General features: G+C 49.7%; 4 protein-coding genes, 9 tRNA genes and 5 rRNA genes. All 18 read left to right on the plus strand.

Going from position 1 to position 13,913, the window contains the following annotated elements:
* Window positions 1-144: 144 nt before the first annotated feature.
* Window positions 145-3,074 (plus strand): 23S ribosomal RNA (locus NYE68_RS00495).
* 50 nt (window positions 3,075-3,124) lie between these two features.
* Window positions 3,125-3,240: ribosomal RNA gene (gene rrf / locus NYE68_RS00500) — 5S ribosomal RNA — on the plus strand.
* A 23-nt stretch (window positions 3,241-3,263) separates the two neighbouring features.
* Window positions 3,264-3,339 (plus strand) — tRNA-Val (locus NYE68_RS00505).
* 5 nt (window positions 3,340-3,344) lie between these two features.
* Window positions 3,345-3,420: transfer RNA gene (locus NYE68_RS00510), tRNA-Thr, on the plus strand.
* A 36-nt stretch (window positions 3,421-3,456) separates the two neighbouring features.
* Window positions 3,457-3,532, plus strand: a tRNA-Lys gene (locus NYE68_RS00515).
* A gap of 6 nt (window positions 3,533-3,538) precedes the next feature.
* A tRNA-Leu gene (locus tag NYE68_RS00520) sits at window positions 3,539-3,620 on the plus strand.
* A 24-nt stretch (window positions 3,621-3,644) separates the two neighbouring features.
* Window positions 3,645-3,719 (plus strand) — tRNA-Gly (locus NYE68_RS00525).
* A 14-nt stretch (window positions 3,720-3,733) separates the two neighbouring features.
* Window positions 3,734-3,819, plus strand: a tRNA-Leu gene (locus NYE68_RS00530).
* Between the two features lie 11 nt (window positions 3,820-3,830).
* Window positions 3,831-3,907, plus strand: a tRNA-Arg gene (locus NYE68_RS00535).
* A gap of 16 nt (window positions 3,908-3,923) precedes the next feature.
* Window positions 3,924-4,000: transfer RNA gene (locus NYE68_RS00540), tRNA-Pro, on the plus strand.
* A gap of 4 nt (window positions 4,001-4,004) precedes the next feature.
* A tRNA-Ala gene (locus NYE68_RS00545) sits at window positions 4,005-4,080 on the plus strand.
* Window positions 4,081-4,244: 164 nt separating this feature from the next.
* Window positions 4,245-5,794 (plus strand): 16S ribosomal RNA (locus NYE68_RS00550).
* A 233-nt stretch (window positions 5,795-6,027) separates the two neighbouring features.
* A 23S ribosomal RNA gene (locus tag NYE68_RS00555) occupies window positions 6,028-8,957 on the plus strand.
* A gap of 50 nt (window positions 8,958-9,007) precedes the next feature.
* Window positions 9,008-9,123 (plus strand): 5S ribosomal RNA (gene rrf, locus NYE68_RS00560).
* Together the 16S, 23S and 5S rRNA genes with 9 tRNA genes alongside form the textbook arrangement of a ribosomal RNA operon.
* Before the next feature lie 226 nt (window positions 9,124-9,349).
* The gene (ctsR, locus tag NYE68_RS00565; protein WP_003156396.1) at window positions 9,350-9,814 is read left to right on the plus strand and encodes a transcriptional regulator CtsR; all 465 of its coding nucleotides are present in this window, start codon (window positions 9,350-9,352) and stop codon (window positions 9,812-9,814) included.
* A 13-nt stretch (window positions 9,815-9,827) separates the two neighbouring features.
* Complete coding sequence (locus NYE68_RS00570) at window positions 9,828-10,385, plus strand: UvrB/UvrC motif-containing protein (RefSeq protein WP_053573806.1); 558 nt, start codon at window positions 9,828-9,830, stop codon at window positions 10,383-10,385.
* Window positions 10,385-11,476, plus strand: a complete 1,092-nt coding sequence (locus NYE68_RS00575) for a protein arginine kinase (RefSeq protein WP_003156398.1) — start codon at window positions 10,385-10,387, stop codon at window positions 11,474-11,476. The genes NYE68_RS00570 and NYE68_RS00575 overlap by 1 nt, the downstream gene beginning before the upstream one ends.
* Window positions 11,473-13,908 carry an ATP-dependent protease ATP-binding subunit ClpC gene (gene clpC, locus NYE68_RS00580; protein WP_053573807.1) on the plus strand — a complete coding sequence of 812 codons (2,436 nt, stop codon included), beginning with the start codon at window positions 11,473-11,475 and terminating at the stop codon, window positions 13,906-13,908. Before NYE68_RS00575 ends, clpC begins: the two co-directional genes overlap by 4 nt.
* Window positions 13,909-13,913: the final 5 nt, after the last annotated feature.

Raw genomic sequence — 13,913 nt, forward strand, 5'->3', positions numbered from 1 at the left:
GTCTTATAAACAGAACGTTCCCTGTCTTGTTTAGTTTTGAAGGATCATTCGATTCTTCGAGATGTTGTTCTTTGAAAACTAGATAACAGAAGTAATTCACATTCAATTAGTAATGCAAGATATCACGTAGTGATTCTTTTTAACGGTTAAGTTAGAAAGGGCGCACGGTGGATGCCTTGGCACTAGGAGCCGATGAAGGACGGGACGAACACCGATATGCTTCGGGGAGCTGTAAGCAAGCTTTGATCCGGAGATTTCCGAATGGGGAAACCCACCACTCGTAATGGAGTGGTATCCATATCTGAATACATAGGATATGAGAAGGCAGACCCGGGGAACTGAAACATCTAAGTACCCGGAGGAAGAGAAAGCAAATGCGATTCCCTGAGTAGCGGCGAGCGAAACGGGACCAGCCCAAACCAAGAGGCTTGCCTCTTGGGGTTGTAGGACACTCTGTACGGAGTTACAAAGGAACGAGGTAGATGAAGAGGTCTGGAAAGGCCCGCCATAGGAGGTAACAGCCCTGTAGTCAAAACTTCGTTCTCTCCTGAGTGGATCCTGAGTACGGCGGAACACGTGAAATTCCGTCGGAATCCGGGAGGACCATCTCCCAAGGCTAAATACTCCCTAGTGACCGATAGTGAACCAGTACCGTGAGGGAAAGGTGAAAAGCACCCCGGAAGGGGAGTGAAAGAGATCCTGAAACCGTGTGCCTACAAGTAGTCAGAGCCCGTTAACGGGTGATGGCGTGCCTTTTGTAGAATGAACCGGCGAGTTACGATCCCGTGCAAGGTTAAGCAGAAGATGCGGAGCCGCAGCGAAAGCGAGTCTGAATAGGGCGAATTGAGTACGTGGTCGTAGACCCGAAACCAGGTGATCTACCCATGTCCAGGGTGAAGTTCAGGTAACACTGAATGGAGGCCCGAACCCACGCACGTTGAAAAGTGCGGGGATGAGGTGTGGGTAGGGGTGAAATGCCAATCGAACCTGGAGATAGCTGGTTCTCTCCGAAATAGCTTTAGGGCTAGCCTCAAGGTAAGAGTCTCGGAGGTAGAGCACTGATTGGACTAGGGGCCCCTACCGGGTTACCGAATTCAGTCAAACTCCGAATGCCGATGACTTATCCTTGGGAGTCAGACTGCGAGTGATAAGATCCGTAGTCGAAAGGGAAACAGCCCAGACCGCCAGCTAAGGTCCCAAAGTATACGTTAAGTGGAAAAGGATGTGGAGTTGCTTAGACAACCAGGATGTTGGCTTAGAAGCAGCCACCATTTAAAGAGTGCGTAATAGCTCACTGGTCGAGTGACTCTGCGCCGAAAATGTACCGGGGCTAAACGTATCACCGAAGCTGCGGACTGTTCTTCGAACAGTGGTAGGAGAGCGTTCTAAGGGCTGTGAAGCAAGACCGGAAGGACTTGTGGAGCGCTTAGAAGTGAGAATGCCGGTATGAGTAGCGAAAGAGGGGTGAGAATCCCCTCCACCGAATGCCTAAGGTTTCCTGAGGAAGGCTCGTCCGCTCAGGGTTAGTCGGGACCTAAGCCGAGGCCGAAAGGCGTAGGCGATGGACAACAGGTTGATATTCCTGTACCACCTCCTCACCATTTGAGCAATGGGGGGACGCAGGAGGATAGGGTAAGCGCGGTATTGGATATCCGCGTCCAAGCAGTTAGGCTGGGAAATAGGCAAATCCGTTTCCCGTGAAGGCTGAGCTGTGATGGCGAGCGAATTATAGTAGCGAAGTTCCTGATTCCACACTGCCAAGAAAAGCCTCTAGCGAGGTGAGAGGTGCCCGTACCGCAAACCGACACAGGTAGGCGAGGAGAGAATCCTAAGGTGATCGAGAGAACTCTCGTTAAGGAACTCGGCAAAATGACCCCGTAACTTCGGGAGAAGGGGTGCTCTGTTAGGGTGCAAGCCCGAGAGAGCCGCAGTGAATAGGCCCAGGCGACTGTTTAGCAAAAACACAGGTCTCTGCGAAGCCGTAAGGCGAAGTATAGGGGCTGACGCCTGCCCGGTGCTGGAAGGTTAAGAGGAGCGCTTAGCGTAAGCGAAGGTGCGAATTGAAGCCCCAGTAAACGGCGGCCGTAACTATAACGGTCCTAAGGTAGCGAAATTCCTTGTCGGGTAAGTTCCGACCCGCACGAAAGGCGCAACGATCTGGGCACTGTCTCAACGAGAGACTCGGTGAAATTATAGTACCTGTGAAGATGCAGGTTACCCGCGACAGGACGGAAAGACCCCGTGGAGCTTTACTGCAGCCTGATATTGAATGTTGGTACAGCTTGTACAGGATAGGTAGGAGCCTTGGAAACCGGAGCGCCAGCTTCGGTGGAGGCATCGGTGGGATACTACCCTGGCTGTATTGACCTTCTAACCCGCCGCCCTTATCGGGCGGGGAGACAGTGTCAGGTGGGCAGTTTGACTGGGGCGGTCGCCTCCTAAAAGGTAACGGAGGCGCCCAAAGGTTCCCTCAGAATGGTTGGAAATCATTCGCAGAGTGTAAAGGCACAAGGGAGCTTGACTGCGAGACCTACAAGTCGAGCAGGGACGAAAGTCGGGCTTAGTGATCCGGTGGTTCCGCATGGAAGGGCCATCGCTCAACGGATAAAAGCTACCCCGGGGATAACAGGCTTATCTCCCCCAAGAGTCCACATCGACGGGGAGGTTTGGCACCTCGATGTCGGCTCATCGCATCCTGGGGCTGTAGTCGGTCCCAAGGGTTGGGCTGTTCGCCCATTAAAGCGGTACGCGAGCTGGGTTCAGAACGTCGTGAGACAGTTCGGTCCCTATCCGTCGCGGGCGCAGGAAATTTGAGAGGAGCTGTCCTTAGTACGAGAGGACCGGGATGGACGCACCGCTGGTGTACCAGTTGTTCTGCCAAGGGCATCGCTGGGTAGCTATGTGCGGACGGGATAAGTGCTGAAAGCATCTAAGCATGAAGCCCCCCTCAAGATGAGATTTCCCATTCCGCAAGGAAGTAAGATCCCTGAAAGATGATCAGGTTGATAGGTCTGAGGTGGAAGTGTGGCGACACATGGAGCTGACAGATACTAATCGATCGAGGACTTAACCAATTTGAATGTATGCTTACTGTTATCTAGTTTTGAGAGAACACTCTCAATGGTTTGGTGGCGATAGCGAAGAGGTCACACCCGTTCCCATGCCGAACACGGAAGTTAAGCTCTTCAGCGCCGATGGTAGTCGGGGGTTTCCCCCTGTGAGAGTAGGACGCCGCCAAGCCATTACACGTAAGTGTAATATATGGAGGATTAGCTCAGCTGGGAGAGCATCTGCCTTACAAGCAGAGGGTCGGCGGTTCGAGCCCGTCATCCTCCACCATATTTGCCGGCCTAGCTCAATTGGTAGAGCAACTGACTTGTAATCAGTAGGTTGGGGGTTCAAGTCCTCTGGCCGGCACCATTTTTGGACAAGATAATAACATAGGTCTTTTAAAAAGAGCCATTAGCTCAGTTGGTAGAGCATCTGACTTTTAATCAGAGGGTCGAAGGTTCGAGTCCTTCATGGCTCACCATGTTACGCGGGTGTGGCGGAATTGGCAGACGCGCTAGACTTAGGATCTAGTGTCTTATGACGTGGGGGTTCAAGTCCCTTCACCCGCATTATACAGGATAGTTATCCTGTATGCGGAAGTAGTTCAGTGGTAGAACACCACCTTGCCAAGGTGGGGGTCGCGGGTTCGAATCCCGTCTTCCGCTCCAACTATACCATCCACGCCGGGGTGGTGGAATTGGCAGACACACAGGACTTAAAATCCTGCGGTAGGTGACTACCGTGCCGGTTCAAGTCCGGCCCTCGGCATTCATTATTATGCGCCCGTAGCTCAATTGGATAGAGCGTTTGACTACGGATCAAAAGGTTAGGGGTTCGACTCCTCTCGGGCGCGCCATAATATTTTTAAAAATCGGGAAGTAGCTCAGCTTGGTAGAGCACATGGTTTGGGACCATGGGGTCGCAGGTTCGAATCCTGTCTTCCCGACCACTTCGGGGCCTTAGCTCAGCTGGGAGAGCGCCTGCTTTGCACGCAGGAGGTCAGCGGTTCGATCCCGCTAGGCTCCACCATTTATAAAAAATATGTTGACTTTAAAAGAAACTTATTATATAATTAAAAAGTTGCTTGAGAAAGTGAACAAAATGATCTTTGAAAACTAAACAAGACAAAACGTACCTGTTAATTCAAAGTTTTAAATAAATCGCACAGCGATGTGCGTAGTCAGTCAAACACTTTATCGGAGAGTTTGATCCTGGCTCAGGACGAACGCTGGCGGCGTGCCTAATACATGCAAGTCGAGCGGACAGATGGGAGCTTGCTCCCTGATGTTAGCGGCGGACGGGTGAGTAACACGTGGGTAACCTGCCTGTAAGACTGGGATAACTCCGGGAAACCGGGGCTAATACCGGATGGTTGTTTGAACCGCATGGTTCAGACATAAAAGGTGGCTTCGGCTACCACTTACAGATGGACCCGCGGCGCATTAGCTAGTTGGTGAGGTAACGGCTCACCAAGGCGACGATGCGTAGCCGACCTGAGAGGGTGATCGGCCACACTGGGACTGAGACACGGCCCAGACTCCTACGGGAGGCAGCAGTAGGGAATCTTCCGCAATGGACGAAAGTCTGACGGAGCAACGCCGCGTGAGTGATGAAGGTTTTCGGATCGTAAAGCTCTGTTGTTAGGGAAGAACAAGTGCCGTTCAAATAGGGCGGCACCTTGACGGTACCTAACCAGAAAGCCACGGCTAACTACGTGCCAGCAGCCGCGGTAATACGTAGGTGGCAAGCGTTGTCCGGAATTATTGGGCGTAAAGGGCTCGCAGGCGGTTTCTTAAGTCTGATGTGAAAGCCCCCGGCTCAACCGGGGAGGGTCATTGGAAACTGGGGAACTTGAGTGCAGAAGAGGAGAGTGGAATTCCACGTGTAGCGGTGAAATGCGTAGAGATGTGGAGGAACACCAGTGGCGAAGGCGACTCTCTGGTCTGTAACTGACGCTGAGGAGCGAAAGCGTGGGGAGCGAACAGGATTAGATACCCTGGTAGTCCACGCCGTAAACGATGAGTGCTAAGTGTTAGGGGGTTTCCGCCCCTTAGTGCTGCAGCTAACGCATTAAGCACTCCGCCTGGGGAGTACGGTCGCAAGACTGAAACTCAAAGGAATTGACGGGGGCCCGCACAAGCGGTGGAGCATGTGGTTTAATTCGAAGCAACGCGAAGAACCTTACCAGGTCTTGACATCCTCTGACAATCCTAGAGATAGGACGTCCCCTTCGGGGGCAGAGTGACAGGTGGTGCATGGTTGTCGTCAGCTCGTGTCGTGAGATGTTGGGTTAAGTCCCGCAACGAGCGCAACCCTTGATCTTAGTTGCCAGCATTCAGTTGGGCACTCTAAGGTGACTGCCGGTGACAAACCGGAGGAAGGTGGGGATGACGTCAAATCATCATGCCCCTTATGACCTGGGCTACACACGTGCTACAATGGACAGAACAAAGGGCAGCGAAACCGCGAGGTTAAGCCAATCCCACAAATCTGTTCTCAGTTCGGATCGCAGTCTGCAACTCGACTGCGTGAAGCTGGAATCGCTAGTAATCGCGGATCAGCATGCCGCGGTGAATACGTTCCCGGGCCTTGTACACACCGCCCGTCACACCACGAGAGTTTGTAACACCCGAAGTCGGTGAGGTAACCTTTATGGAGCCAGCCGCCGAAGGTGGGACAGATGATTGGGGTGAAGTCGTAACAAGGTAGCCGTATCGGAAGGTGCGGCTGGATCACCTCCTTTCTAAGGATTTTAACGGAATATAAGACCTTGGGTCTTATAAACAGAACGTTCCCTGTCTTGTTTAGTTTTGAAGGATCATTCCTTCAAAACATAGGAACACCTGCTAAATGCGCCACTTCCTGTGGCAACGCATGTGTTAGCATGTCCTATGCGTTGTTCTTTGAAAACTAGATAACAGAAGTAATTCACATTCAATTAGTAATGCAAGATATCACGTAGTGATTCTTTTTAACGGTTAAGTTAGAAAGGGCGCACGGTGGATGCCTTGGCACTAGGAGCCGATGAAGGACGGGACGAACACCGATATGCTTCGGGGAGCTGTAAGCAAGCTTTGATCCGGAGATTTCCGAATGGGGAAACCCACCACTCGTAATGGAGTGGTATCCATATCTGAATACATAGGATATGAGAAGGCAGACCCGGGGAACTGAAACATCTAAGTACCCGGAGGAAGAGAAAGCAAATGCGATTCCCTGAGTAGCGGCGAGCGAAACGGGACCAGCCCAAACCAAGAGGCTTGCCTCTTGGGGTTGTAGGACACTCTGTACGGAGTTACAAAGGAACGAGGTAGATGAAGAGGTCTGGAAAGGCCCGCCATAGGAGGTAACAGCCCTGTAGTCAAAACTTCGTTCTCTCCTGAGTGGATCCTGAGTACGGCGGAACACGTGAAATTCCGTCGGAATCCGGGAGGACCATCTCCCAAGGCTAAATACTCCCTAGTGACCGATAGTGAACCAGTACCGTGAGGGAAAGGTGAAAAGCACCCCGGAAGGGGAGTGAAAGAGATCCTGAAACCGTGTGCCTACAAGTAGTCAGAGCCCGTTAACGGGTGATGGCGTGCCTTTTGTAGAATGAACCGGCGAGTTACGATCCCGTGCAAGGTTAAGCAGAAGATGCGGAGCCGCAGCGAAAGCGAGTCTGAATAGGGCGAATTGAGTACGTGGTCGTAGACCCGAAACCAGGTGATCTACCCATGTCCAGGGTGAAGTTCAGGTAACACTGAATGGAGGCCCGAACCCACGCACGTTGAAAAGTGCGGGGATGAGGTGTGGGTAGGGGTGAAATGCCAATCGAACCTGGAGATAGCTGGTTCTCTCCGAAATAGCTTTAGGGCTAGCCTCAAGGTAAGAGTCTCGGAGGTAGAGCACTGATTGGACTAGGGGCCCCTACCGGGTTACCGAATTCAGTCAAACTCCGAATGCCGATGACTTATCCTTGGGAGTCAGACTGCGAGTGATAAGATCCGTAGTCGAAAGGGAAACAGCCCAGACCGCCAGCTAAGGTCCCAAAGTATACGTTAAGTGGAAAAGGATGTGGAGTTGCTTAGACAACCAGGATGTTGGCTTAGAAGCAGCCACCATTTAAAGAGTGCGTAATAGCTCACTGGTCGAGTGACTCTGCGCCGAAAATGTACCGGGGCTAAACGTATCACCGAAGCTGCGGACTGTTCTTCGAACAGTGGTAGGAGAGCGTTCTAAGGGCTGTGAAGCAAGACCGGAAGGACTTGTGGAGCGCTTAGAAGTGAGAATGCCGGTATGAGTAGCGAAAGAGGGGTGAGAATCCCCTCCACCGAATGCCTAAGGTTTCCTGAGGAAGGCTCGTCCGCTCAGGGTTAGTCGGGACCTAAGCCGAGGCCGAAAGGCGTAGGCGATGGACAACAGGTTGATATTCCTGTACCACCTCCTCACCATTTGAGCAATGGGGGGACGCAGGAGGATAGGGTAAGCGCGGTATTGGATATCCGCGTCCAAGCAGTTAGGCTGGGAAATAGGCAAATCCGTTTCCCGTGAAGGCTGAGCTGTGATGGCGAGCGAATTATAGTAGCGAAGTTCCTGATTCCACACTGCCAAGAAAAGCCTCTAGCGAGGTGAGAGGTGCCCGTACCGCAAACCGACACAGGTAGGCGAGGAGAGAATCCTAAGGTGATCGAGAGAACTCTCGTTAAGGAACTCGGCAAAATGACCCCGTAACTTCGGGAGAAGGGGTGCTCTGTTAGGGTGCAAGCCCGAGAGAGCCGCAGTGAATAGGCCCAGGCGACTGTTTAGCAAAAACACAGGTCTCTGCGAAGCCGTAAGGCGAAGTATAGGGGCTGACGCCTGCCCGGTGCTGGAAGGTTAAGAGGAGCGCTTAGCGTAAGCGAAGGTGCGAATTGAAGCCCCAGTAAACGGCGGCCGTAACTATAACGGTCCTAAGGTAGCGAAATTCCTTGTCGGGTAAGTTCCGACCCGCACGAAAGGCGCAACGATCTGGGCACTGTCTCAACGAGAGACTCGGTGAAATTATAGTACCTGTGAAGATGCAGGTTACCCGCGACAGGACGGAAAGACCCCGTGGAGCTTTACTGCAGCCTGATATTGAATGTTGGTACAGCTTGTACAGGATAGGTAGGAGCCTTGGAAACCGGAGCGCCAGCTTCGGTGGAGGCATCGGTGGGATACTACCCTGGCTGTATTGACCTTCTAACCCGCCGCCCTTATCGGGCGGGGAGACAGTGTCAGGTGGGCAGTTTGACTGGGGCGGTCGCCTCCTAAAAGGTAACGGAGGCGCCCAAAGGTTCCCTCAGAATGGTTGGAAATCATTCGCAGAGTGTAAAGGCACAAGGGAGCTTGACTGCGAGACCTACAAGTCGAGCAGGGACGAAAGTCGGGCTTAGTGATCCGGTGGTTCCGCATGGAAGGGCCATCGCTCAACGGATAAAAGCTACCCCGGGGATAACAGGCTTATCTCCCCCAAGAGTCCACATCGACGGGGAGGTTTGGCACCTCGATGTCGGCTCATCGCATCCTGGGGCTGTAGTCGGTCCCAAGGGTTGGGCTGTTCGCCCATTAAAGCGGTACGCGAGCTGGGTTCAGAACGTCGTGAGACAGTTCGGTCCCTATCCGTCGCGGGCGCAGGAAATTTGAGAGGAGCTGTCCTTAGTACGAGAGGACCGGGATGGACGCACCGCTGGTGTACCAGTTGTTCTGCCAAGGGCATCGCTGGGTAGCTATGTGCGGACGGGATAAGTGCTGAAAGCATCTAAGCATGAAGCCCCCCTCAAGATGAGATTTCCCATTCCGCAAGGAAGTAAGATCCCTGAAAGATGATCAGGTTGATAGGTCTGAGGTGGAAGTGTGGCGACACATGGAGCTGACAGATACTAATCGATCGAGGACTTAACCAATTTGAATGTATGCTTACTGTTATCTAGTTTTGAGAGAACACTCTCAATGGTTTGGTGGCGATAGCGAAGAGGTCACACCCGTTCCCATGCCGAACACGGAAGTTAAGCTCTTCAGCGCCGATGGTAGTCGGGGGTTTCCCCCTGTGAGAGTAGGACGCCGCCAAGCTATATTATAGTAAAGGCAGCTCATCATGAGCTGCCTTTTTTGTGTTTTTCTGCATACGTTATATAATATGAGAAACGTAACGATATGCCTTTTTGCAAAAGCAGGTTTTATGCTTGTGCAAAGTGGAAATAATAGAGATAGAGCGATACAGTTGAAAAATTTTGCGAAACACCTTATAGTAAGATTAAAGTCAAATATAGTCAAAGTCAATAAAGGAGGGGGTTGAGTGGGACATAATATTTCTGACATCATTGAACAGTACTTGAAACAAGTATTAGATCAAAATGGCAAAGAAATTTTAGAGATCAAACGCAGTGAAATCGCTGATAAATTTCAATGTGTTCCTTCCCAAATAAATTATGTCATCAACACCAGATTTACAAGTGAAAGAGGATATATTGTTGAAAGTAAACGGGGAGGCGGCGGTTATATTCGTATTATCAAAATTAAAATGAATAACGAAGTCGTCCTCATCAATAATATTATTTCGCAGATTCATACCCACTTGTCCCAGGCAGCCTCTGATGACATTATTCTCAGACTGTTAGAGGACGGAGTTATTTCGGAAAGAGAAGCTAAAATGATGGTGAGTGTAATGGATCGTTCAGTTCTATATATTGATTTGCCCGAACGGGATGAACTAAGAGCCAGAATGATGAAAGCAATGCTCACATCTTTAAAACTAAAGTAAGCGGGTGAAAAGATTGATTTGTCAAGAATGCAATGAGAGACCGGCCACTTTTCACTTTACGAAAGTTGTTAATGGAGAAAAACAAGAAGTTCATATTTGTGAACAATGTGCAAAAGAAAATAGCGATTCATACAGTATAAGTGGAAACCAAGGGTTCTCGATCCATAATTTATTATCAGGGCTGCTGAATATGGAGTCTTCACTTCAAAACACCGGTTCTCAAATGTTCGGCTACTCAGAGCAAGGCACAGCTTGTAAGAAATGCGGTATGACGTTTCAGCAGCTGAGAAAAACAGGGCGTTTCGGCTGTGCGGAATGTTACGATACGTTCTACAGCCAAATTACGCCGATCTTGCGAAAAGTTCACAGCGGGAATACGGTGCATGCCGGGAAAATTCCAAAACGAATAGGCGGAAACCTGCATGTAAGACGGCAAATGGAAATGTTAAAAAAAGAACTTGAATCTTTAATACACCACGAAGAGTTTGAAAGAGCAGCGGAGGTCAGGGATCAGATCCGATCGTTAGAGCAGAAATTAAAAAGTAAAGACAGTGAGGGGGAACAAGGGTAATGTCGCTCAAGCATTTTATTCAGGACGCACTAAGCAATTGGATGAAGCAAAAGGGACCTGAAAGTGACATTGTACTCAGCAGCCGTATACGGTTGGCCCGAAACTTTGAAAATATAAAGTTTCCCGCCCGGTATACGAATGAAGAAGCCTCATCCATCATTCAGCAATTCGAAGATCATTTTTCAGGAAAAGAACTGCCTGATATCGGTCAATTTCATTTAATCAGAATGAGTGAAGCTCAGCCTTTGGAAAAACGGGTGCTGATGGAGAAACATCTGATCAGCCCGAATTTAACGGAATCCCCTTTTGGCGGCTGTCTGCTTTCTGAAAATGAAGAAGTCAGCATTATGTTAAATGAAGAAGATCATATCAGAATTCAATGCCTCTTCCCCGGCTTCCAGCTTCTCAACGCCATAAAAGCGGCAAACCAGGTTGATGACTGGATTGAGGAGAAAGTGGATTACGCCTTTGGAGAGAAGAGAGGGTACTTAACAAGCTGTCCTACAAATGTAGGGACGGGACTAAGGGCTTCAGTCATGATGCATTTGCCGGGTCTTGTATTAACTAGGCAAATGAATCGAATTATACCGGCAATTAATCAATTAGGTTTAGTTGTTAGAGGAATTTACGGTGAAGGCAGCGAAGCATTAGGAAATATCTTTCAAATTTCAAATCAAATCACACTCGGAAAATCAGAACAGGACATTGTAGATGATTTAAACAGTGTGGCTGCCCAGCTGATTGAGCAGGAACGTTCAGCCCGAGAAGCGCTTTACCAAACCTCGAAAATTGAATTGGAGGACCGGGTATTCAGATCTTACGGCGTTTTATCCAACTGCCGTATGATTGAATCAAAGGAAACGGCGAAATGCCTTTCTGACGTTCGGCTGGGGATAGACCTGGGGATCATTAAAGGGCTATCAAGCAATATACTTAATGAACTGATGATTTTGACACAGCCGGGTTTTCTCCAGCAATATTCGGGCGGTGCATTACGGCCGAACGAAAGAGACGCGAGAAGAGCGGCTCTTATCAGGGAAAGGCTGCATTTAGAAATGAGTGCAAATAGACAGGAGGATGATTCGATATGATGTTTGGAAGGTTTACAGAGCGAGCTCAAAAGGTATTGGCACTGGCACAGGAAGAAGCACTGCGCTTAGGCCATACAAATATCGGAACTGAACATATACTATTAGGGTTAGTCCGTGAAGGTGAAGGGATAGCATTTAAAGCTTTAGAAGCGCTTGGCCTTAATTCAGATAAAATGCAGAAAGAAGTGGAAAGTTTGATCGGTCGAGGGCAGGAGAGCACCACCTCTGTTCCTCATTACACACCTCGAGCCAAAAAGGTAATAGAGTTATCAATGGATGAAGCTAGAAAGCTAGGACATTCTTATGTGGGAACAGAACACATACTTCTCGGACTGATTCGTGAAGGAGAAGGCGTAGCGGCGAGAGTTCTGAATAATCTCGGTGTCAGCTTGAATAAGGCGAGACAGCAAGTGCTGCAGCTTCTGGGAAGCAATGAGACGGGGTCTTCTGCATCCGGTACGAACAGTAATGCGAACACGCCGACGCTTGACAGCTTGGCGCGTGATTTAACTGCGATTGCGAAGGAAGACAGTCTTGATCCGGTTATCGGCCGAAGCAAAGAAATTCAGCGTGTTATTGAGGTATTAAGCCGCAGAACGAAGAATAACCCCGTTCTTATCGGAGAACCGGGTGTAGGTAAAACTGCGATTGCTGAAGGCCTTGCACAGCAGATCATCAATAATGAAGTGCCGGAAATTTTACGTGATAAACGCGTAATGACATTAGACATGGGTACGGTTGTAGCCGGTACGAAATACCGCGGAGAATTTGAAGACCGCTTGAAAAAAGTAATGGATGAAATACGTCAGGCCGGCAATATTATTTTATTCATTGACGAACTGCATACACTGATCGGAGCGGGGGGAGCAGAAGGTGCGATTGACGCGTCGAATATCTTAAAACCTTCACTGGCCCGCGGAGAGCTTCAATGCATCGGTGCGACAACACTTGATGAATACCGTAAATATATCGAAAAAGACGCCGCTCTCGAGCGCCGTTTCCAGCCGATTCAGGTGGATCAGCCGTCAGCCGATGAAAGCATTCAAATTTTAAAAGGACTCCGTGACCGCTATGAAGCGCATCACCGCGTATCCATTACCGATGAAGCGATTGAAGCGGCGGTAAAATTGTCCGACCGTTATATTTCTGACCGCTTCCTTCCGGATAAAGCGATCGATTTAATTGATGAAGCCGGTTCAAAAGTGCGTCTCCGTTCGTTCACAACGCCTCCGAACTTAAAAGAGCTTGAGCAGAAACTCGATGAAGTTCGCAAGGAAAAAGACGCTGCTGTTCAGAGCCAGGAGTTTGAAAAAGCGGCTTCCCTTCGTGATACGGAGCAGCGCCTGAGAGAACAGGTGGAAGACACGAAAAAAACGTGGAAAGAAAAACAAGGCCAGGAGAACTCCGAAGTTTCTGTAGAGGATATCGCAATGGTTGTATCCAGCTGGACCGGGGTGCCTGTATCTAAAATTGCCCAAACGGAAACAGATAAGCTTCTCAATATGGAAAGCATTCTGCACTCCCGCGTCATCGGCCAGGATGAAGCCGTTGTAGCCGTTGCAAAGGCTGTCAGACGTGCAAGAGCCGGTCTGAAGGACCCGAAACGCCCGATTGGTTCATTCATCTTCCTAGGCCCTACAGGCGTTGGGAAGACAGAGCTGGCAAGAGCGCTGGCGGAATCCATTTTCGGTGATGAGGAAGCGATGATCAGAGTGGATATGTCCGAATACATGGAGAAACACTCAACTTCACGTCTTGTCGGTTCTCCTCCGGGATATGTCGGCTATGATGAAGGCGGCCAGCTGACAGAAAAAGTGAGAAGAAAACCTTACTCTGTCGTACTGCTTGATGAAATTGAAAAAGCGCACCCTGATGTGTTTAACATACTCCTGCAAGTGCTTGAAGACGGACGATTGACTGATTCAAAAGGACGCACTGTGGATTTCCGCAACACGATCCTGATTATGACGTCAAACGTCGGAGCGAGCGAGCTGAAACGCAACAAATATGTGGGCTTCAATGTGCAGGATGAATCACAAAACCATAAAGACATGAAAGACAAAGTCATGGGAGAGCTGAAGCGTGCCTTCAGACCTGAGTTTATCAACCGGATTGACGAAATTATCGTCTTCCACTCCCTTGAGAAAAAACATCTTACAGACATCGTGTCGCTTATGTCTGATCAGTTAACAAAACGTCTGAAAGAACAAGATCTCTCTATCGAGCTGACGGATGCTGCAAAAGCAAAAGTGGCAGAAGAGGGCGTCGATTTGGAATACGGCGCACGTCCGTTAAGAAGAGCGATTCAAAAGCATGTGGAGGACCGGTTATCAGAAGAACTCCTCAGAGGCAATATTGATAAAGGCCAGCACATTGTTCTTGATGTTGAGGACGGCGAATTTGTCGTAAAAACAACTGCTAAAACGAACTAATATAG

Source organism: Bacillus sp. FSL R5-0447 (assembly GCF_038606125.1).
GTDB lineage: Bacteria > Bacillota > Bacilli > Bacillales > Bacillaceae > Bacillus > Bacillus velezensis.